Consider the following 23,690-nt stretch of genomic DNA (forward strand, 5'->3'; position numbering starts at 1 on the left):
TTAGCATCTTTCTTTTGAAGCGTTTGTTAGGGGAGAGATACCCATTATGATATAATAATTTTCAAAACATATAAAGTTATTAATTATAGGTTTTCTAATTAAGTCTGTTATAGGTGTGGAAAACTTGGAGAATTTGTGTTCAAAAAATCAGCTGAAAAACCCGTGCCGTGCAATGTCGTATTATAGTATTGCTTGCTATTTCCTGAAGACTGTTGAAAAGACTAAAATCCCAGTCATTTTAACCCACGTTTCTTCCCTCTTAACACAACCTCTTTTCCCGTTTGAGAAACTCGCTGTTTCTATAAGAATTGGACCACATTAGGAGATTTAAATAAATGATTGTTGATCGGTTGCCCCTATTAAATCAAAGTTTGGTCATAAGCTTCGTTTGTCTTCTATTATTCTCAACTAAGAGTTTCCCAATACTCAATTTTTCCTAAATTTACTTTTTATTCTAAATTTCATACTTGGAAATTAAAAAGAACAACTTGAAAAGCTTTGATATGTCCGATAAACTCGATCTGCAGTCACCCGACCTAGTGAACCAAAATATAGAGAAATTAGCCGCCCTGTTCCCCAATTGTGTCACAGAAACTGACAGCGGAAAAGCCATCGATTTCGACTTGCTGCGCCAGGAGCTGAACCACGAAGTGGTGGAAGGAACCAAAGAGCGCTACCGCCTCGAATGGCCCGGTAAGCGCGAGGCTATTGTTACGGCCAACCTGCCAACGACCAATACCCTGCGCCCTGTCCCCGAAGAATCGGTCGATTTCGAAAACACCGAAAACCTCTACATCGAAGGCGATAACCTCGAAGTGCTCAAGCTCCTGCAGGAAAGCTACCTCGGCAAAATCAAAATGATTTACATCGACCCGCCCTACAACACGGGCAACGACTTTATTTATCGCGACAACTTTACGCAGGACTCCGACGAGTTTAAAGCCGAAAGCGGCCAGACCGACGAGCAAGGCAACCGCCTGGTACCAAACCTCGAGACCTCCGGCCGTTACCATTCCGATTGGTTAAGCATGATGTACCCACGTTTAAAGCTGGCTCGAAATCTTTTGACGGATGATGGTGTCATTTTTATCTCGATTGATGATAATGAAGTTCATAATCTACGGAAACTTTGTGATGAGGTGTTTGGGGAAGGGAACTTTGTAGCAAACATTATGTGGCAAAAGAAAACTTCTCCTGATGCAAGGATGAATATCAGTGCTGCTCATGATAACATTGTTGTTTATGGCAGAAACACTTTTGTCGAAAGTGGAGAGTTTAATTATTTGCCGTTAGACGCTACTCGAAAAAATAGTTTTACCAATCCTGATAATGATCCTCGTGGGGAGTGGGCTTCTGTTGATCTTACAGGACAAACAGGTAGGGCACCAAAGTCTCAGTTTTATACAATAACTACTCCAACTGGGATAAAAATGCCACCTCCTGATGGTCGCTGTTGGGCTTTAGCTGAAGAAACGTTCAATAAACTTAGGGATGATAATCGAATTTGGTTTGGCCAAGAAGGTTCGAATCGACCAAGACTGAAAAAATTTCTATCTGAATCTAAAGGTCAGAGACCATGGACATGGTGGGATAATAAATCAGTTGGACACAATCAGGAAGGAGCTCAAGAGCTAAAATCCCTGTTTGATGATAAAGTGATATTTGATAATCCGAAACCAACTAGGTTACTACGAAGAATTATACAACTTTCTACTAATAAAGATGATATTATTCTTGATTTTTTCTCAGGCTCTGCAACGATCGCTCATGCTTTATTTAAAGAAGAATTTGATAAGTGCCTTAATCGGAAATTCATTTTAGTGCAGTTACCTGAAGATTTATCAGTAGGAACTAATGATTTTAAAGCTAATTCAGAGGCATACAAAGCAGGCTACAAAACCATTTGCGAAATTGGCAAAGAACGCATCCGCCGCGCTGGTAAAAAAATACAAAGTGAGCTGGAAGACAGGCAACAAAAGGAATCCGGAAAACTTGATTTTGACAACTCGAAACTCGAAACTCGAAACTCAAAACCGGATTTCGGTTTCCGTGTCTTCCGCCTCGACTCCTCCAACATGCAGGACGTCTATTACCGCCCGCAGGATTACAACCAAGGGATGATGGATCTCTTTGCCGATAACCTCAAACCCGGGCGCACCGCCATGGATTTGGTAACACAAGTAATGCTCGATTGGGGCTTGCCGCTCTCACTTAAAATCGAGGAAGTGGAATTGGCCGGTAAAACCATCTACAAAGTAGCCGCCAACAGCCTCTACTGTTGTTTCGATGCCGGTATCAACGAAGCCTTTGCCAAAGAAGTAGCCAAAGAGCAACCCCTGCGCATTGTTTTCCGCGACAGTTCCTTCGCTAACGATACCGCCAAAGAAAACGTGAAACAATTACTCAAGCAATTGAGTCCCGATACGGAGATGCGGGTAATCTAAAACGAACAATAGGAAATGGAGTGGTATGAGTGAATTTAAAGCGAATATTTTAGAGTGGAGCCGGAATGTAGTTGCATATTGTCACGAGGTGGCTATGACCCCGGAATACGATATGGACCTTTCGTTCTATGCTTTTCAATCGTTGCCCAAAGAGCAACCGGAGCTGTTAATCCTTGGGATCAACCCGGCAGAACAATTTTCCTATGCTGATCAGTATGAAAATCCGGTATGGCATTTAACAGAGGCAAAGCAAATGACGCCAGAGGTACTATTAGCTGGAAATCCGTTTTACCACGAACATAAGAACTGGACAATTTGGAAAAATTTACAGAAGTCTTTTGCACAACAAGAGATGCAGCAGATTTTAGAGGAAAGCATGTATATGAATTTTGTCTATTTCAACTCACCGAATATCGAGGATTTGTTAAATCGTCGGTACGGAGCAACAGCATTTAAAAAATGTGCCGAATTTTCGCTTGGTCTCATTACCCGAATTGTAAAACCTAAGAATATATTGTGTCTCGGTACTGCCGGGTGTTTCGACTATTTGCCGATTACAAGTAACGGTGATAGCTGTTTGTTGCGCGATTCCCGGAGGTTGCTTTTGAAAGGCAAATTAGACGATATTAAAGCATTCGGAATTCCACATCCGTCGGGGGCACATCTTGCTGATAAAAAGAGGGTGCAAATAGGGGAGATTCTTAAACATGAAATTCTAGGGAAATAAGATATGGCTTTACCAATCAATATACACGATCTAATCCATGGTCAGACGGTCGAATGGGAGCGCCTGGAGTTCAAGCAAGGTTGGAATCCGGAAGATGTCATTCATTCCATCTGTGCCTTTGCTAACGATATTCACAATTGGGGCGGTGGCTATATCATCATAGGCGTTGACGAACAGAAGGGGCAGCCGGTGTTGCCCCCGCATGGGTTGCAGGCCAATCAGCTCGATGCCATTCAGGGAAAGATCATCCAACTCGCGAATCAAGTTCAACCGGCCTATTTCCCAATCGTTCAACCGTATGTCATCGACGACAAACATATTCTGGTACTCTGGTGCCCTGCCGGTGATAATCGGCCCTATTCGGCGCCGGACTCCCTGGGGAAATCAACTTCCCGAAATTATTACGTCCGCATTGGTTCCAGAAGCCTGGTGGCAAAAGGCGATCACTTACGTCAACTGAACGAATTAGCCGCACGAATCCCTTTTGACGATCGCGTGAACAATCAGGCTGCGATGAATGATTTGGATCTGGGTACCATCCGTTCGTTTTTACAGGAAATAAAAAGTGACTTGTTCGACGAGAGTGCCCGAATGCCATTTCCCGACCTGTGTAAAACCATGCACATCGTCCGGGGGCCGACTGAGGATTGCCGTCCCGTCAATGTTGGGCTACTTTTCTTCTCGAAACAACCGGAAAAATTTTTCAGGCGTTGCTGGATTGAATTGGTCTGGCACCAGGATGGTTCAGGTAGAAATTTCAAGGAGTATTATTTTAAAGGCCCTTTGCATCAGCAATTACGCGATACATTATCCTTTCTTAAAACCAATATTATTGGTGAAAGGGTCGTAAAACACCCAGATCGGGCGGAAGCAGATCGCTTTGTTAACTTCCCTTTCGACGCAGTAGAGGAAGCTTTGTCAAATGCGGTCTACCACAAAAGCTACGAGCTGGGCTCGCCCATTGAAGTGCAGGTGTGGCCGGATAAGATCGAAATTTTGAGTTTCCCGGGACCGGTACCACCGGTGAATGCCGAAATCCTGAAAACACAACGAAGAATTGTTGCCCGGGAATACCGGAACCGCCGGATTGGTGACTTCCTGAAAGAGCTAAAATTGACAGAAGGTCGTGGTACCGGCTTTCCAACCATTTACGATGCGATGGAAAGAAATGGTTCCCCAGCTCCTTTGTTTGAGACCAATGAGCAAAGTACGCATGTGTTGGTAACGCTTCCGGTACATCCTTTTAATGAACTTGTTGTCCAATCCGGCAAACAAGTAGCTAGCCAAGCTAATATGTTTTCATTTAAGGATATAGAAGACGTTATGGCTTATGCTAACGGAACTACTAACGGAGCTACTAACGGAGCTACTAACGGAGCTACTAACGAAGTGATGGCTATTCTGAATGAGCAAATACATGAGCGAGTAGTAGAGATGCTAACGCTCTTAATTAATAAGATGAAAAGGGCAGATTTATTTGCCCGAATGAATTTAACCAATCAGACTTATAATCGCGAAAAATACTTAGATCCCTTGCTGGAAGCTGGTTGGGTGATCAAGGAGTTCCCCGAGGATAGAACGAATCCCAATCAAAGATATCAAACAACAGAAGCGGGGATGCGATTACTGAATTTACTGAATCAACAGTGATGAAACTACAATTTAAAGAACAACAATTCCAGATACAGGCAGTAGGCGCGGTAGTCGAATGCTTCAAAGGACAGCCGATGGCTACCCAGCATTTCACCCTTGAACGTACACGCGATCTACAACGTCGCCAAAAAATGATGGCTGCTGGTGATACACAAGCTGCTCTGGCAATGGAGAATGAAATACTCGAGAACATCGGTTACCGAAACCGACAACTCGCCGTTACAGAATCACAGTTGCTGGAAAATATACAAGAGGTTCAGCACACAAATGAAATTATTGCAAGTTCAAAAGTGGAGCGTCCTGCAGGCTATAAAAACGGTTACCACTTAACCATTGAAATGGAAACGGGTACTGGTAAAACCTACACCTATATTCGTACCATGTACGAGCTGCATAAACATTATGGCTGGAGCAAATTTATCATCGTTGTTCCCAGTGTTGCCATTCGCGAGGGGGTGTACAAATCCTTCGAAATTACACAGGATCACTTTCAGGAGCGTTATGGGCATAAAATAAAACCCTTCATCTACAATTCTGCCCGGCCACAGGATATTGAAAATTTTGCAGCCGATAGCCGCATCAGTGTGATGATCATCAATACTCAGGCGTACGCCCGTCGAGGAAAAGATGCCTTGCTGATCCATAAAGAACAAGATAAGTTCGGAACCCGGGCGCCCATCCAAATTCTGGCACAAACCAATCCAATCCTGATTATCGACGAACCACAGTCGGTTGATGGTAAGGTCTCGTTGGAAATGATGCAGCATTTTAATCCGTTGTTTACGGTGCGCTACTCGGCCACCCACAAGATTGAATACAACAAAGTATTTCGCCTCGATGCCCTTGATGCCTATAACCATAAACTGGTCAAGAAAATTCAGGTCAAAGGGATCAACCTCAAAGGTTCAACAGGGACCACCGGATATTTATATCTGGAACAAATCATCCTAAGCAGTAACAAGCCTCCCGTCGCAGTTATCGAGTACGAAAAACGCAATGGCTCCGGCGTAAAGCGAGTGCGCGAAAAGCTGAGTAAAGGAGCTAATATTTACCAGCTTTCCGGTGAAATGCCCCAGTACAAAAATTGTACGGTTCAGGAAATTGACGGCTACTTCAACAAAATTGTTGTTAATGGCGAAGACCTTCATAGCGGTGAGGCCATGGGCGATTTGGATGAAAAAGCTTTCCGTCGGATTCAAATAAGGGAAACGATCCTGTCGCATTTGGAGAAGGAAAAAGAACTCTACGGAAAAGGAATTAAAGTGCTGTCACTCTTCTTCATCGATTCAGTCGAAAAATACCGCAAGTACGATGGGGACGGTAATGAGCTGTTGGGAGAATATGCCCAAATTTTTGAAGAAGAATACAATTTGATCCGTAACGAATTTATCGACCTGTTCAATCAGGAATACAACGATTACCTGCAGAAACACAGTACCTCGGAAATACACCGGGGTTACGCACCAACATACCAGGAATACTTAAATCGCGACGAAGCCAGTCAGGTACATAATGGCTACTTCTCCATCGATAAAAAGAACCGCTTGGTTGACCCTAAAGTGAAACGAGGTAAAGAGGATTCCGAGGACACTTCTGCCTATGACCTGATCATGAAAAACAAAGAGCAGCTCATGAGCTTCGAGGAACCGGTACGATTTATCTTCTCGCACTCTGCTTTGAAGGAAGGATGGGATAACCCGAACGTATTCCAAATTTGTGCGCTCAAACACGCTGAAAGTGGCAGTACAAATCGTCGCCGTCAGGAAGTGGGACGGGGAATGCGTCTATGCGTGAATAAACACGGTATTCGCCTCGACTACGACAGCATTGGAGATGAGGTACACGAAATTAACAAGCTCACAGTGGTTGCATCCGAAAGCTACGAAGCTTTTGCAAAAGGCTTACAATCCGAAATAGCCTCAACCCTGAAAGATCGTCCGCAAAAAGCCAATGTCGATTACTTTGTTGGCAAAGTCGTTAAAGATGAGAAAGGCGTTGAGATTCGAATTACGAAGGAACAGGCGAATCGCCTGAATAAAATCTTATACAAAAACGATATTATCGACGAGGATGACCGGATCACCGCTATTGGCCGTCAAATAATCGAATCTGGGAAAATCGATCTGCCCGAAGAATTCCAACCTTTCCAGACTGATGTCACCCGATTAATGAAATCAGTTTATTCTGGCGAACCGTTCAAACCGGAGGACGAGCGGGGCGCAGTCAAGGTTTCTGTCAATCAGAACTTCCATAAGAAGGAATTTCAGGAACTCTGGAATAAGATCAACTTGAAAACGATCTACGAGGTTAATTTCAATTCAGAAAAACTGATTAGTGATAGCATCAATAAAATAAATGCAGACCTGCATATTTCAGATCGAATTTATGAGGTAAAAAGTGGTGAGTTGCTGGAAACAACCAAGGAGGAACTGGAAAATAAAGAAGCTTTCAAAGAAACACGCCGGGCAACCAAAAAACTCAATACCGATATTTACACGAATACGGCTTACGATATCGTCGGCGAAATTGTCAATAAAACCAATCTGACCCGTCGTTCGGTGGTAGCAATTCTGAAGGGAATCAAGGAACAGCAATTCTACTTGGTACGCAAAAATCCGGAGGAGTTTATCGCCAAATCTGCCGGCCTGATCAACGAGGTAAAAGCCAGTTTGATCATCAACAATATCGTGTATCACAAAACAGAAGGGCGGCACGATGCCCATACCATTTTTACAAACGATAAATCAGCCTTGCGTCAGTCTGAAATGCTGAAACGACACATTTACGACTACCTGATTACCGATTCCCAGGTAGAGCAGAAGTTTGCCGAAGCACTGGAGAACAGCGAGGAGGTAACGGTTTATGCGAAGCTCCCGAAGAGCTTTCATATTACAACGCCAGTGGCCAACTACTCACCCGATTGGGCAATCGTATTTGATAAAGAAAAAGTCCGCCATATCTATTTTGTGGCCGAAACCAAAGGTTCCGAAAAAGATATGGATTTGAAAGGTATTGAGGCTCTAAAAATTCACTGTGCCACCAAGCATTTCGATGAAATTAGTGATGGATTGGTGAAATACCATAAATTGAGCAGCTACGAAAAAATGCTCGAAATAGTACAGGTTAAATAGCGAAGTAAAGAAACGAAAGTATAAAGGAATGGTTGAATTATATTGCGTTAGGGCAGAATTTGGAACTTATACCGAACAATTCATTAGTGGGGGCTATGTTTCTATTGGTTGGCTCCCAAATAATAATCTTTCGGGAATAAAGAAAAGAGAAGATTTGTACCCCTTATATAAACAAGAATACCCGAAAGACAAGAGCAACGTAGTTATTGGACAGCAAGTCGGACAGATAGCCCGTTTCTTATTGGATATTCAACCAGGGGATTATGTTATTACCCCGGCAAAAGATACTGAATACATTTACTATGGGGTGGTGGAGCAGAATCCGTACTATTTTGCAGACATGATGGTAGATGCTTGTCCTTACAAGCATCGTAAAAAGGTAAAATGGACAAAGGAGCCTATTCAACGCTCTCAGTTTTCAGTACCATTCCAAAATACAATTCGTTCATCGTTAACTGTGTTTTCCATCAGTCATAAAAAGAACTTCTTTTCGACAATCGGTCACTCTGAGTTACTTTCAAAATCAGAACAAAAAGCGGAATACGATTACTATACAACTGTGCTCAACAGAATACTTGAGCTTGATGCAACGGAATTTGAAATTTTGATAACTCACCTGCTCACAGCTTTAGGCTTTGAAGGCAGTGAGCACAAAGGGAAAGTCGGAGATGGAGGTGTTGATGCTATTGGTGAGCTAAATATCTCTGGCATGGCAAAAATGAAGATTTTTGTTCAGGCTAAACGCTATAAGTTGGGAGCAAAGATTAAGGCCAATACCGTAAAAGAACTTCGTCAAAATATTCCTTCAAATGGGCAGGGGGCCTTCATTACAACTGCAGACTACCAGGATGCAGCTAAGAAAATTGCAAACGAGCAAGGCTTCCCACGTATTGGGTTGATTAATGGAACCCAATTGGTTGATATTTTAGTGGAACATTGGGATGATATTCCTGAAGAGTTTCAGAAAAAATTGAATCTGAAGATTGGTTTGGTAATCGCTTAAACAGAATGCAATGAAACTCATCGATAATATAAACTCAAGGCTAGTTGACGACCTGAAAGTCGAAATCAAAAAAGGAAGTAAGCTTTCAATTGCTGCCTCAACATTTTCGATTTACGCTTTTGAAGCGCTGGTAAAAGAACTAAAAAGCGTTGAGGAGATGCGTTTCATTTTTACCTCTCCCACCTTCATTGAGGAAAAGTTTCAAAAGGAAGTCCGTGAGTTTTATATCCCGCACATTTACAACGAGCAACACCTGTGTGGTGGTGAGTTCGAATTGCGATTAAAAAATGAGCTGAACCAGAGAGCCATTGCGAAAGAGTGTAGCGATTGGGTGAAAAATAAAGTGACCTTCAAGTCAAATATCCATTCCAATCAGCCCTTAAATGGAATGCTCCATATTAATCAGGCAGATGCTGACGGTAAAGCTTTTTCAAATATCAACGGCTTCACTACTTCTGATCTGGGCGTTACGCATAAGAAAGGCTTTCCTACACTCATCCAGAAGGTGGATTTTCCGGAAAGTAGAGCATACCTTGATTGGTTTAACCAGGTGTGGTCGGACAAAGAAAGCTTGCACGACGTTACTGCCAAGGTTCAGGAGTACTTTAGAAACGCGTACAAAGAGAATAGCCCTGAATTCATCTACTTTGTGACCCTGTACAACATCTTCAATGAGTTTCTGAGTGACCTTTCACTCGAAAATTTACCCAACGAAGAAATTGGCTTTAAAGATACCGAAGTATGGCGGATGCTCTACAATTTCCAGCAGGATGCAGTAATTGGGGCTATCAACAAACTCGAAAAATACAACGGCTGCATTGTGGCTGATAGCGTCGGTCTTGGAAAAACATTTACTGCGCTTGGTATTATCAAATATTACGAGAAGCGAAACAAAGATGTCCTGGTGCTATGTCCAAAAAAACTGGAGGATAACTGGAATACTTATCGACACAACGACAAAGGAAATATATTGGCCAAAGATAAATTCAATTACGATGTACTATTCCATACTGATCTGTCCCGTGAGCGCGGCTTTAGTAATGGGCGCAAACTCGAGAATGTCAACTGGGGAAATTATGGTCTGGTGGTCATCGACGAGTCTCACAACTTCAGAAACAACAACACCACTGTAGGAAAAGAAAATCGCTATCAGAAGTTACTCCGTAAAATTATTCAGGAAGGGATTGATACAAAAGTGCTGATGCTGTCTGCTACGCCCGTCAATAACAGGTTTAATGATCTGAAAAACCAGTTGGCACTAGCCTATGAAGGAATGCCGGAACTGATGGACAAAAAACTGGATACAGAGAAAGGAATCGAATCAGTCTTCCGAAGTGCACAAAAAGCCTTTAATAGCTGGTCAAAATTGGAATTGCAACGACGATCAACAGAAACCCTGTTGGAAATGCTCGACTTTGACTTTTTCCAAATTCTTGACAGCTTAACCATTGCACGATCGCGGAAACACATTACAACCTATTACGATACCTCGGCAATAGGAAAATTTCCTCAACGGAACAAACCCGTCTCAATTCAATGTCCATTGATCGAGTCGAATGAGTTAGACTTTAAGACAATAGCAGAACAACTTTCATTACTCAATCTTTCAGTGTATTCACCTTTGAGTTACATTTTGGATAGTAAGGTCCAATTGTATGCCGAGTTGTATGACAAGGAGGTCAAATCAGGTCGCTTTACGCAGGTCGATCGTGAAAAGTCCCTGCAATTGCTCATGCGAATGAACTTGCTAAAACGGATCGAAAGTTCTGTGATGGCCTTTCGTTTGACAATCGAAAATATTCTCAGTCAGATTTACGATGCCCTGAAGGTAATTACAAACAATGCTGACGGTGACTTTACCTCCGCGCAATTCGACTCAACGACTGATGATTTAGACTGGGAACCAGACTGGGGTGACGAAGAAAACATTATTGGGAAGAAAGTGAAAGTCCATATCGGCGATATGGATATTGCACGTTGGGAGGAAGATTTGAATGAGGATAGAATTATTCTCGAACAGCTTTTGGATGGAGTAAAAGATATCACGCCCAAAGAAGACTTGAAACTGATTCGCTTAAAAAAGAATATCGCTGAGAAAATTGAAACACCGGTTAATTCCGGCAATCGGAAGATAATCATCTTTACCGCCTTTGCCGATACAGCAAACTACCTCTATGCATCATTGAAAGAGCAACTCAGGAAAGATTTTGGGATTAATACAGCTTTAATAACAGGCTCAAAGCGAACCTGTACCATTAAAAATATTCCCTACGACCTCAATTCGCTTCTAACCTGTTTCTCTCCGGTGTCAAAAAATAAGGCACTGGCACATGCCAGCCTGAATGCAGACATTGACCTGCTAATAGCTACTGATTGTATCTCGGAAGGTCAAAACTTACAGGATTGTGATTACTTAATTAACTATGATATTCACTGGAACCCGGTGCGGATCATTCAGCGCTTTGGGCGTATTGATCGGATTGGCTCCATTAATGAGTCGATTACAATGGTCAACTTTTGGCCCGATGTGACATTGGATACCTACATCAACCTGAAACAGCGGGTCGAAAATCGCATGTTAATAGCAAATATGGCAGGTACCGGTGATGATAACATTCTGAATGCAGAGGAGAAAGACCTGGAGTATCGAAAAATTCAGCTCCAACGCCTGAAAGAGGAAGTAGTGGATTTGGAGGATTTACGGGAAGGAGTAAGCATCACAGATTTGGGATTGAATGACTTCCGGGTCGATTTAGCAAATATGATTAAGGAGTATGGCTACCTCAAGAATATTCCGGAAGGACTGCATGCCATAACAGGAACAAACGAGTTCCTGCCGCAGGGGGTGATCTTTGTCCTCAAAAATGTAAATACCCAAGTCAATATTAATAAAATGAACCGCTTGCATCCATATTATTTGGTTTATCTGAATAACGAGGGCGAGCTAATAAACAATCATGTTGATGCGAAGAAAATTCTGGATAAATTCCGCATGTTATGCAAAGGTAAAAAAGATCCTTTGAATCAACTGTGCGAAGAGCTCAGTGCAGAAACGAGCGATTATCGGAATATGGATAAATACTCAGGTCTGCTTCGTAAGTCAATTAGCACAGTCCTTCAAACGGAAGAGGAGCGGGATGTACTTTCCTTGTTTAAAGCTGGAGGAACAACAGCTTTGCAGAACACCATCAAAGGAATTGAGGATTTTAAGCTGATTTCATTTATAATCGTTAAATAGCAAGCTGATGTTCCAATTGCCTCAAACAACTATCGTAAACAAGGTAATTCCGAAAAACGCTTTCGATAATTATACCTCTTCTAAGCAAAAGCGAATGTTTATCGATAAGGTGGCAAAAATCAAATGGGAAAATAAACTATCTGCTACTACTATTAACCTGGAAGGGATTGAGGTTGAGGAAATACAGATCTTTAGTATCTGCCTAAAGGAAAAAGATCAGATCGCTGATCTGATACAAATTATCGATCGGTCAATTCCGTATCCAATCATTTTTTTAGTTACTCACGGTGAGGAAGCAATGATTTCGTTGGCAAAGAAACATCCTCATCCTACGAACGAAAACACGGCAGTTATCGATTGGACCTTCACCTCCGCTTGGTTTGATAAAGCAGAAAATCCCTACCAGCTGAATCTCCGGCAAAGCCTCGACTTCATTTTCAATGACCTATGTTTTCAGCTTTCAGGTAAGACCCAATCCGACTCCTCAGACATATCAGCCCTGATCGAAAACGTGCAGCAGATCAAACAGCTCCAACAAAAAATCACCAAACTCGAACAGGAAATAAAACGCTGCAAACAATTCAACCGAAAAGTCGAACTAAACCTGGAGCTGCAGGAATATAGGTCGATACTAATTTCACTATAAGCTACTAGGGACGATCAGGACACTAACTTTTTAGATTTATTTGAGTTATGTGTGAGAATTATTCACCATACAGTTCTTTAATTTTTGACAGCATGGATCTTCTTTGTGCTGCAACGTAAATATTCCACTCTTTACTTATTAACTCTTTTGTAGATGTGAATCTTCGAGCTCTATTTAAGATGGACGATTCATCCCATTTATTCATAAATGTCATCATGTGTGAGCATACATCATCAATAATTTTGAGGTCCAAGGCTGCATTATATGCTCCTGGACTACCATCGCGAAACTGAGTTCTTATAGTATATTTTTGTGCTTCTTTAGCTATCTTTTTAGGCGTCCAGAATCTTCTAGCACCTCCCAATGCTCCTGTTTTGTTCTTGTTTAAACAAATGTAGCCTTCATTTATGAATTCTTTTCGATACTTCTCTTCAAGTTTTCCTGCTTTGTTCATTGGAACATTTTTAATTATTTCAATTGCTTTGAAAGGAGTATGCCGGGCCATTAGCTCTCGAACTGCTTGGTTTGAGCTGTTGTTTTTATGCATTGCGATCCGTTTTGAAAAATTGTAAGTGAGACCTACGTAGAATGAGTTTTTAATAGGAAAGAAGATTACATAGATACTTCTCTCTTTTAGGTTGGCAACTTTTTTCATGTGTGAGCAGACCTCTTCTAATATGTTTTTATTTCTTGCTGCTTGATAGGCTGATCTATTGCTGGATTGAAATTCGCCTAAAGTTCGGTATTTTAATGCTTCTTTAGAGATAGTAATTGCATTCCATTCTTTACGTTTGTTCTTCATGTGAGAAGTAATCATTCTCATGATTCCATTTTTGCATGCATAACGGTATGCCTGCAAGCTATTTTTCTTAAACTCGACTTTTGATTCATATTTTAAGGCCTCGTTTCTTGCTAGTTCTGTATTCCATTGAATTCGCTCCGGAATCATGTGACAACAAACCTTGTCCAGTATTCCGTGATGTCTTGCAGCATCATAGGCTTTTGAAGATTGTTTTTGGAAATCAATACGCCTATTGTATTTGTTAGCTTCTTTTTGGATTTTCTCTTCGGACCAGGATTTTCTCTGTTTTTCCATATGACCGCAAATCTGATCCAGTAACTTCAACTTCCGTGCACGATCATATGCTTTAGGTGAGCCTTTTTTGAAGTCATTTCGATGTTGGTACATTAACGCTTTATCATGAAGTCTTCTCTCTGTCCATTTCTCTCTCATGAGGGGCATTATTAAATGGGACAAATGCAATAGTAAATATGATATTCTTACGTGAGGGATTGATTGTTTGTTATTTGTTTTAATCAGTGCATCATTGCTGCCTTTAATCTCATCTCTTTTGGTTCGAATGGAAGCCTCTAATATTTTTTCTGCCCCTTGTCATGCAATGCGTTTGCGGAAGTGAACCATGTCAGATGGATCACACGGTGCTTCCTACTAAAACTTTGCTTCCCCACAAAAGTATTGTAAGTAACGATTCTGAACCCATTGCGCCATGACTGTTTCATCTCCTGAGTTGTAAATCCTTTTTAACAAAAGTAAGCCAACCATCGTTCGTATAGGCACCTAGGCTGCCCTGTATGAGAGTAGAGTGGACTGAAGCTTTCTTCAAAATATTGTCAGTTCGTGCTTAGGATTAATGATGTCTTTGAGTATGGGACGGAATAAATTTTTTTGATCTTGATTAGGCAATCTCCCTTTCATAATTTCTGCAAGGTTTTTCCCTGATATACTAATAATCTTGCAATTTAACACCTTGAAATCACGAATTTTCATTCATTAATCCTGCTGACAATCAATGGTTTGTTTTGTTTTGAGAATTGACTAGCTATCATCTTCTATCTGGTTTAGTTTGGCTATGTACTCTTTGGGTGTTTGGTTGTAATGCTTTCTGAAACTTCTGGTAAAATAAGAGTGAGTAGAGAACCCAACTATATGAGCTGCTTCATCAATGTTGTATTGATTTGTTTTAAGTAAATTAATGGCTTTTTCCAAGCGATATATACGAATGTATTCAGAAGTTGAATAGCCGGTCAGATTTTTAAGCTTACGATGCAGTTGGGAGCGACTAATGCCAATCAGACTTGTCAGTAGCTCAATATCGAATTTTTCGTTATTTAGGTGTTCTTCAATGATATTGTTTAGTTTTTTTAGGAAGTAATTATCGAGTCCATTCATCTCGGATGATTCAGTAGCCGGTATTTTAGGACCAAAATATTTGCGAAGCTTAGCACGCTGTCCCAGTAGGTTGCTTATTTGAGTTAGTAACAGCTCGTCGTCAAACGGTTTTGGTAGAAAGGAATCAGCACCCAATTGCATTCCTGTAATCTGATTCTCTGTTGATGAAAGGGCTGTTAAGAGAATGACCGGTATATGAGAAGTGGCCATGTCGCTTTTTATTTTAGCGCAAAGTTTGAATCCGTCTATTTCAGGCATCATAACATCCGAAACAATTATATCCACTGCTGTTGATTGAAGTATATCCAGTGCAATTTTCCCATTTTCTGCTGTTTTTGTCTGGTACTGTGGCTTTAGTACGGAGCTTATATATGTTCTTAAGTCCGGATTATCTTCCACAATCAGAACCATAGCATTTGATTTTTGACTTTTTTCTTTAGCTTCATGAATTACTAAATCCTGAGAAATAGTTGTGCTATAGGATTCAAAATATATGTTTTCACCCTCTTGCTTTAGCGGTAGCTGAACGACAAAACAGCTGCCTTTGCCCGGTGTGCTGTATGCATGCAGGCAGCCTTTGTGCATAAGCGTAAAGTCGCGACACAATGAAAGGCCAATGCCTGAACTGTTTTTGCGTAAGTCTTTGCCTTGTTCAAAGCGGTCGAATACTTTCCTGAGGTCTTGCGCATCTATTCCCGGACCTTCATCTTCTATTAAAATAGATATAGTTTCGTCGGTGTGGAGTTCGCCAAAACTGGTGTGGTTTTGATACTCATCCTTTGGAGGTTGGTGTTTACCTTTTTTTAATGAAAGACTAATTTTTTTGTTGTTGGTTGTGAACTTAAAGGAGTTCGAAAGCAAATTAAAAATAATGTAATCTAGCTTTTCAGGATCAAACTCCATTTTAATGTGTTTATCCGGGTAGCTTTCCGTAAAAGAAATGGACTTCGATTGGATGTCAAAAGAAAAATGCAAGCTTCGCTCTTTAAGAAAACCAATGACATCATCGGTCAAAAGGTTTAATTTCTCTTTTCCTTCTTCCAATTTACGAAAGTCGATGATTTGATTAATCAGTATAAGTAACCGCTTTGAGTTGCGCTGAATAATATCTACCATCTCTCTCTGAGAATCTGTTAAGTTATCAGCTTCGATTAATGATTTGGTAGGCCCTGAAATAAGTGACAGAGGGGTCTTGAATTCATGCGATACGTTGGTAAAAAAGCTTAGCTTCAGTTCATTGATATCCTCTTCCTGTTGGTGTTGTATTTTCTGTATAATGATGTCATTTCTCAGTTTTGTCCGTGCCTTTAATATTCTTATTAAGAAAAACAGGATGGAGCCAACAAGTAGTAAATAAGTAATATAGGCTGTGTTTGTTGCATAAAGCGGTTTGGTTATGGTTATGTGTATACGTGCAGGCTCCAAGCACCATATGCCATCATTATTACAGCTTTTTACTTCAAATATGTATGAGCCCCATTTCAGGTTGGTGAACATGGCTGAAGCCTCCTGGCCTGCTTCAATCCACTCATCATAGAAATTGACCAGCCGGTACTGGAAGCGGTTTTTTTCGGGTAATAAGTAATTGTCCGAAGTGAATTTAAAGCGGAGGGTGGTTTCATTTGGTTTAAGACGTAGTTGATTGGTAACGGAGTCCATGTTGGTATAGAAAAGATTGCAGTGCTTCTCATTATTAATGATGGCATCGCTTATAATTACCTTTGGTGGTCGGGTATTAATTTTTATGTTATCTGTATTTACAGTAGTGAAACCATTAGTGCCTCCAAAGTACAATAAGTTATCTTGGTCTTTAAATATCGATTGTGGATTAAACCAAAGGCCTTGTATTCCGTCTGAGGTCTTAAAATGCCTTGCGGTTTGGTGTTCTGGTTTATACAATACCAGACCATTATTGGTTGTAATCCAGATGTGTTGATTGAAGTCTTCTAAAACGCCATAAACGGCATTGTTGTTTAATAGATTGTTGGCATTGAAACTGGTAAACTTGTCATCTTTTGGATTATAAATAATGAGATCCGTTTTAGTTCCTATCCAGATTGTTCCGTTCTTGAGTTCTGTAATGGAGTAGATTAATCTGTTTAACCCGGCTTGTGCATTTTTTTTAATAGGAGTATTAGGTTTAAGCGGAATGCACCTGATATCGCTCACGGTTCCTATCCAGATATTTGAGTTGGAATCCACAATGATGGATTTAATGAACGGCGAGTTGTTTGGTATTTCGTTGGGGAATATTGACGATTGAAAAGAAATTTTCTTGGTTTTGTGATGGTAGAAGTTGAGACCTCCCCCGTGTGTACCTATCCATACTCCTGAATCAACCGGGAAAAGCGAATAAACTTCATTGAAAGAAATATGCTTCCCATCTTCCGGACCGGCATCAAAATGCGTATAAGAGCTGTAGCCCGCTGGTTTATGCCAAAGTCCGTTTGCTTTTGTTGCTACCCAGTGCCCGTCGAAGCTATCAAAACATTGGTATTTAATATTGTAGGTATTTTGGTCGTTGGAGAGAGGTACTGTTGTAAAGGTGCCTTGTTGCTTATCAAAGCTGTTGAGCCCTCCCCTTTCGGTTCCAACAAATATTTTTCCATTGCTATCCTGAGCAAAACAACTGACCATATTATTACTGATAGATGATGGATCTTTAGAATGTGAATAGTTGATAAACTGATTATTGGCATAGTGATAATAACTAATGCCACCGGCCCATGTTCCGATCCAGATTCCATTTTGTTTGTCTTCAAACAGTTCAAAGATAGAGGAGTTGGGCAGTCCTTCATTCTTGTCACTGTCAATCCATAATAGCTGCTGTCCTGGTTGCTGGATAAACAGCCCATAGTAGGTTGCTATCCAGAATGCACCACTTCGATCCTTGATGACTTTACGAATATCCCAGCTATCATAATTAACCCCCATCGCTTTATTAAAATCAAACTTCTTTGTTTGGGTGCCATCCATTGAATAGGAGATGAGACCATTTTTTATATAGCCTATCCAAATGTGATTATTGTCTCTATATATGGAAGTTATCTTATTCCCTTGGGCAGTGATAAATAACTCTGGTTTTAGGTCTGTAAATTCTGCTTTATAAACACTTCCTTCTTGAGTGCCAATCCATATATTGTTGTGTAAATCAAAATAGAAGTATACAGGTCTTTCATTGTTATCAATGGACAGACGTTCTAGGTAACCACTGTCAGCATTAAGCCGACCGATGCCAGCCTGATCTGCTATCCATATATTTCCTTGATGATCGCTCGCTATGTGATGTATATATTTGTTTTTAACTATGCCATCTTTATCATTGTAGTGAAATTGACTAAAAAGCTGAGTAGCTTTGTCCATTACGCATATTTTATCACTGATAGCTACCCATATTCGTCCGTCAAGGTCAATGGCTAGGGAATTAATAGCACCATTTTTAAGACAGTCACTTTTCTGTTCTTCGTTGCTGAACTTGTTTTTATCCCGCATACTGTATTTGAGTAGCCCATGATTGGTTCCTACCCAAATAAAATCATTTTGATCTTGAATAATTGCATTAACCGATTCGGATGAAAATCCACCAAGTGGTGATATGCGATGAAATGTAAAATCAGTGTTACTGCCATTCATTTCGTGCCCAAAAAAACAAAGCAGAAATATTATGAGTACGATTTTCATATGCAAATGTTTGCCTCAAAAATAGATGAATTAAACTACAAGAACTAATATATATGTTGCAAGGTAACTGCATTTATCTCATTAGCGAATAATGCATGAAAGAATATGCAATATGTGTGGCAGAAGTTAGCTTAATGTTGTATTTATATTTGAAAGGAAGAACGTTAGAAGGGGGGCTGACATGGAGTGGAGGATTAATAGCTGATATAATGTAGGAGCATTCTTATTCTGATTCAAATCAATTTGATAGCGTTGAAGGCAGAGACCTAGACCCACGATTATTGCGTAACTATTCAGATGGTGTTATGTTGATCAATTTGAAGATGAAAGAAGAGCAAAATAAAGAAGTTGTAGAGATGACAATTAAATGTAAGCAAGAAATCCTTGTCTTTATTTAGGACCCTGTAAGAGAAGAATAAACACAATAGATATGAAGAAATCTTTTTTATTACTGTTGTTAATTGTTGGTTTTATAGCAATAGCATCAGGACAACGAGAGCAGATGGTAATTAATGACAAGTGGCGTTTCACTTATGGATATGAAGTGCGAAAAAATGTATTTACCGAGATAAATCTGCCTCACACATGGAATACCAAAGATGCATTGGGAGGCAATGTTGATTATTATCGGGGACTAGGTAATTACGAGCGGACACTTAAAGTGGAAAAAAGCTGGAAAGGAAAGCGATTGTTTGTTCGTTTTCTCGGGGTCAATACGGTGGCTAATGTGTTTATCAACGGTAAACATGTAGGCGAGCATCGTGGTGGTTACACGGCCTTTGCATTTGAAATAACTGATTTAGTCAATTATGGAGAGGACAATACGCTTTGGATTCGTGTCAATAATGCGCCGCAACTTGATATCATGCCTTTGGTAGGCGATTTTAATATGTATGGTGGTATATACCGCGATGTAGAACTGTATATAACCGATACCGATCTAATATCGTTGCTGGACTATGGCTCTAAAGGAGTTTACCTTCATCAGCAGGAAGTGTCATCAAGCAAAGCCCGGGTAAATGCAGTCGTTAAAACATTGGGGTATTCAGAGTCTGTCGTACGTTTGTTCGTTGAAGATCATAGCGGTAAGATCATACTCAACAAGTCTGTTTCTGTATCTCCAGGTAAGAACCAAACTGGCGAAGTAGTTATTCCTTTCGAGATGCAGGCACCGCGCTTATGGAATGGGCGTAAAGATCCCTATTTGTATACCGTGCGAACGCAGTTGATTAAGCAGGGAAACGTTGTGGATGAGGTTGTTCAACCATTGGGTTTGCGTTTTTTCCATGTTGATCCTGATAAGGGCTTCTTTTTGAATGGTGAGCATTTACAGCTAAAAGGTGTGTGTCGGCATCAGGACAGACCAGAGCTGGGGAATGCCGTATCCTACTTGCACCATGCCGAAGACATCGCCATTATGGAAGAGATCGGGGCCAATGCTGTGCGCTTGTCTCATTATCCGCAAGATCCGCAAGTGTACCGGTTGTTGGATGAGAAAGGTTTTGTCGTTTGGAGTGAAATTCCTTTTGTCGGTCCGGGAGGGTATCGCGATAAAGGATTTGTAAATCAGGCTTCTTTTAAAGAAAATGGTAAGCAGCAACTGCTGGAAATGATACGTCAGCAAATCAACCATCCTTCGATTGTTATGTGGGGTTTGTTTAATGAGCTGAAGGAACAAGGAGATAATCCTGTTGAGTACATTAAGGAGCTGCATGCACTCTCTCATTCCGAGGATTCGTCGCGAATAACTGTGGCTGCAAGTAATCAGGGAGGTGCTTTAAATACAATTACAGACATTATTGCCTGGAACAAGTATTATGGCTGGTACGGCGGAAACCCCTCTTCTATTGGAACCTGGGCCGATAATCAACACAAGCAAATGCCTTCAACACCTATTGGAGTGAGTGAGTATGGTGCCGGAGCAAGCTTGTATCACCAGCAGGAAGAACTAATTCAGCCTGCTCCCAATAGTTTCTGGCACCCGGAAAACTGGCAAACGCATTTTCATGAAGGCCATTGGGTAGCTATCGATCAACGTCCTTTCCTATGGGGAACATTCATTTGGAATCTGTTTGATTTTGGAGGAGCGCATCGCACCGAAGGGGAAGTTCCGGGGAAGAATGACAAAGGCTTGGTGACTTTTGACCGGAAAGATAGAAAAGACGCTTTCTTCTTTTATAAAGCTAATTGGAACCAGACCGAACCAATGGTTTACGTGGCCGAACGACGCATTGCTAATCGGACAAAAGCAGCACAAACCATTAAAGTGTATTCCAATCAAAAGCGAGTGGAGCTATGGATAAATGGAAAGAAAGTAGGTAAAGCCACCGGTGATTATGCACGTTTCTATTTCGAGGTGACCTTAGAGCCTGGCATGAACGAAATAATCGCCAAAGCGGGAAAAGAATTAATAGATAAGATTTACATTAATTTGCAGATTAATAATTAAATAGATGAAGAGGAGAGTTTTACTGTTTGCCTTGGGTGTATTGGCATTATTGGCTTGTGAGCAACCACAGGATTTTACTGAAAAGCTCTGGTACAAGCAGCCGGCAAAAGAGTGGTTTGAGGCCTTGCCAATTGGTAATGGACGCATAGGTGCTATGGTGCATGGGGGTATAAATCGCGAGCATTTGCAGCTAAATGAGGAAAGTTTGTGGGCCGGATGCCCTGAACAGCCCTATCCGGAGGATGTACAGAAACACTATAAGCACTTTCAGAAACTAAACTTGGACGGAAAGTTTGAACAAGCATATGAATATGCGAGTAAGTATCTGGTTACTAATCCAACTGGCTTTAGGTCATACGAGCCATTTGGTGACCTGTATATAGGCTTTGACCACTCAGATGGGCAGAATTATCGCCGTGAAATTGACTTAAGCACAGGCGTTGCTACTGTAGAATATGAGATAGAGGGAAAACGCTTCCGTAGAGAAACCTTTGTATCGATGGAGCACGATGTGTTGGTTTATCATTTTAAAAGTTTGGACGGTCAGAAAGTAAATGCCGAAGTGGCGTTTAGCCGTAAAAAAGATGTGCGAACAAAAGCTGTAGTGGACGGTATTGTTATTCAAGGTCAGATCTTTGATGATCCTGACGGTTATGATGATAATGTTGGAGGATCCGGAAAAGGTGGCTACCACATGAAATTTGCAGGCCGTGCCAAAATAATTGCTGATGGTTCTGAAATTGTTCGTAACGATGAGGCTTGTCAGATAAAAGAGACTTCGTCATTTACCATCCTGTTTGGTGCCGCCACTAATTACAATTTGGCCGTGCTTAATTTTGAAGAATCCATTGATGCCTCAAAAAAAGTTGTAGAGGACATTGAAAAGGCTGAGACATTCACGTATGCCGAATTGAAAGAGGCCCATGTGAAAGTTCATTCGGAATTATATAAGCGCGTGAACCTGGATCTGGCTAAGATGGTAGTGGATACCATTCCTACAGACAAGCGCCTGGATGCTTTAAAAGCTGGGGACGACGATGTGTATTTGCAGCAATTATTATTTCAATACGGACGATACATGTTAATAACCAGTTCGGGAGGCAAAGCCAACTTGCCGGCTAATCTTCAGGGTATTTGGAATAAGGATATGTGGGCGGCTTGGGAGTCGGATTACCATATGAACATTAATTTGCAAATGAACTACTGGCCAGCCGATATTTGTAATCTCCCTGAAACTGTCAGACCGTTATCTGAATACTTAACCCAACTGGCGGCTAAAGGAAAGGAAACGGCCAGGGAGTTTATCGGTTCTGAAGGTTGGATGTTTCATGCAACCAGTAATGTATTCGGAAGAACTACGCCTTCTGCTTCAAATGCTTTTTATCAGATAAGTGTCGGATATAGCTTTCCTTTGGCAGGAGCTTGGATGACACAGACACTGTGGAGGCATTATCAGTTTACCCGCGATGAACAGTATTTACGCGAAACGGTTTACCCAATGCTAAATGGTTCAGCCCGTTTCATCATGGACTTTCTTCAAGAGGACGAAAACGGTCTGTTAGTAACAGCTCCGTCTTATTCGCCTGAAAATGAATACATCGATCCTAAAACGGGTAAGGTGTTGTCCAACACAGTCGCTTCTTCTGTAGATATTCAGATTATTCGTGATGTATTGAGCAGTTGTTTGGAAGCTGAGCGGTTGCTTGGTCAATCTAACCTCACAGTTGAGATAAAGTCAGTACTGCTTAAGCTGCCTGAGATTAACATTGGTGCCAATGGCACCATCATGGAATGGATTCAGGATTATGACGAAGCTCAGCCCGGGCATAGACACATCTCGCATCTATATGGCTTGCACCCATCCACTCAAATCAATCCTTCAAAACCCGAACTATTTGCTGCTGCTCGCAAAACCTTAGAGAGGCGGTTGTCATTTGGTGGTGGTCAAACAGGTTGGAGCCGTGCCTGGATGGTGAATTTTTATGCGCGTCTGTTTGATGGTGATGAATCGTATAAGCATATCAATGCACTGCTAAAAGAGCAAATGACCAATAACCTGTTTGACTTGCACCCACCGCGTATTTTCCAAATAGATGGTAACCTTGGTATTACGGCCGGAATAGCCGAAATGTTGTTGCAGTCGCATGAGCCAGGTATCATTCGCTTATTGCCCGCATTACCACAACAATGGCAAGAGGGTGCTGTGAGTGGGCTCAAAGCAAGGGGGAATTATGAAATAGGTATGGCCTGGTCGGAAGGTCAACTCACAAATGTACAGGTAAAAGCTTTCAATGATGGACAGGTTTCTTTGGTGTATCAATCAAAGGAGGTGCTGGTTGATATGAAAGCCGGCGAAACTAAAGAAGTGGTGTTTTTATAGTTGAAACATTGAATAAGCGGTTTATTTTAACGAGATAACTGCAAAAAACATAGAATTACTTCTAATCCACACGATCATTGATCGTGTGGATTTTTCATTATCGGTGTTTTCTTGTTAGTATATTTTGTCAAGTCTATTGGGGCTTCA

The 23,690-nt window shown here is 41.1% G+C and carries 12 protein-coding genes; 9 read left to right on the forward strand and 3 right to left on the reverse strand.

Annotated features, from left to right (window positions below; all coding sequences use genetic code 11):
- Positions 1–488: 488 nt before the first annotated feature.
- The 7 genes from Q1A18_RS14060 to Q1A18_RS14090 are packed head-to-tail and all read left to right on the forward strand — an operon-like array spanning position 489 to position 12,842.
- A complete protein-coding gene (locus Q1A18_RS14060) occupies positions 489–2,444 on the forward strand; it encodes a site-specific DNA-methyltransferase (RefSeq protein WP_299581677.1) in 1,956 nt (651 codons plus the stop codon).
- A gap of 25 nt (positions 2,445–2,469) precedes the next feature.
- Positions 2,470–3,171 carry a hypothetical protein gene (locus Q1A18_RS14065; protein WP_299581680.1) on the forward strand — a complete coding sequence of 234 codons (702 nt, stop codon included), beginning with the start codon at positions 2,470–2,472 and terminating at the stop codon, positions 3,169–3,171.
- Positions 3,172–3,174: 3 nt separating this feature from the next.
- Entirely contained in the window at positions 3,175–4,821 is a 1,647-nt protein-coding gene (locus Q1A18_RS14070; protein ID WP_299581683.1) for an RNA-binding domain-containing protein, read from the forward strand.
- Positions 4,821–7,955 (forward strand): DEAD/DEAH box helicase family protein, encoded by a 3,135-nt coding sequence (locus Q1A18_RS14075; RefSeq protein ID WP_299581686.1) that lies wholly within the window; start codon positions 4,821–4,823, stop codon positions 7,953–7,955. The genes Q1A18_RS14070 and Q1A18_RS14075 overlap by 1 nt, the downstream gene beginning before the upstream one ends.
- A 28-nt stretch (positions 7,956–7,983) precedes the next feature.
- Entirely contained in the window at positions 7,984–8,958 is a 975-nt protein-coding gene (locus Q1A18_RS14080) for a restriction endonuclease (protein WP_299581689.1), read from the forward strand.
- A gap of 10 nt (positions 8,959–8,968) precedes the next feature.
- Positions 8,969–12,196, forward strand: coding sequence for a helicase-related protein (locus Q1A18_RS14085; RefSeq protein WP_299581692.1), 3,228 nt, complete (start codon positions 8,969–8,971; stop codon positions 12,194–12,196).
- Between the two features lie 7 nt (positions 12,197–12,203).
- Entirely contained in the window at positions 12,204–12,842 is a 639-nt protein-coding gene (locus Q1A18_RS14090; protein WP_299581695.1) for a DUF4391 domain-containing protein, read from the forward strand.
- Positions 12,843–12,900: 58 nt separating this feature from the next.
- On the opposite strand, the gene Q1A18_RS14095 is transcribed toward Q1A18_RS14090, so the two are convergent.
- From Q1A18_RS14095 to Q1A18_RS14100, 3 genes are all read right to left on the reverse strand, one after another.
- Complete coding sequence (locus Q1A18_RS14095) at positions 12,901–14,076, reverse strand: GIY-YIG nuclease family protein (RefSeq protein WP_299581697.1); 1,176 nt, start codon at positions 14,074–14,076, stop codon at positions 12,901–12,903.
- Positions 14,077–14,292: 216 nt separating this feature from the next.
- On the reverse strand, positions 14,293–14,421 hold the full coding sequence (locus Q1A18_RS19130) for a transposase (protein WP_363322893.1): 129 nt from the start codon (positions 14,419–14,421) through the stop codon (positions 14,293–14,295).
- Positions 14,422–14,679: 258 nt separating this feature from the next.
- A complete protein-coding gene (locus Q1A18_RS14100) occupies positions 14,680–18,714 on the reverse strand; it encodes a two-component regulator propeller domain-containing protein (RefSeq protein ID WP_299581700.1) in 4,035 nt (1,344 codons plus the stop codon).
- A 430-nt stretch (positions 18,715–19,144) separates the two neighbouring features.
- On the opposite strand from Q1A18_RS14100, the gene Q1A18_RS14105 reads away from it, so the two are divergent.
- On the forward strand, positions 19,145–21,163 hold the full coding sequence (locus tag Q1A18_RS14105) for a glycoside hydrolase family 2 TIM barrel-domain containing protein (protein WP_299581703.1): 2,019 nt from the start codon (positions 19,145–19,147) through the stop codon (positions 21,161–21,163).
- Between the two features lie 4 nt (positions 21,164–21,167).
- Positions 21,168–23,543, forward strand: coding sequence for a glycoside hydrolase N-terminal domain-containing protein (locus Q1A18_RS14110; RefSeq protein WP_299581706.1), 2,376 nt, complete (start codon positions 21,168–21,170; stop codon positions 23,541–23,543).
- Positions 23,544–23,690: the final 147 nt, after the last annotated feature.

Origin of the sequence: uncultured Sunxiuqinia sp. (assembly GCF_947495665.1) — a bacterium.
Classification (GTDB): Bacteria; Bacteroidota; Bacteroidia; order Bacteroidales; family Prolixibacteraceae; genus Sunxiuqinia; species Sunxiuqinia rutila.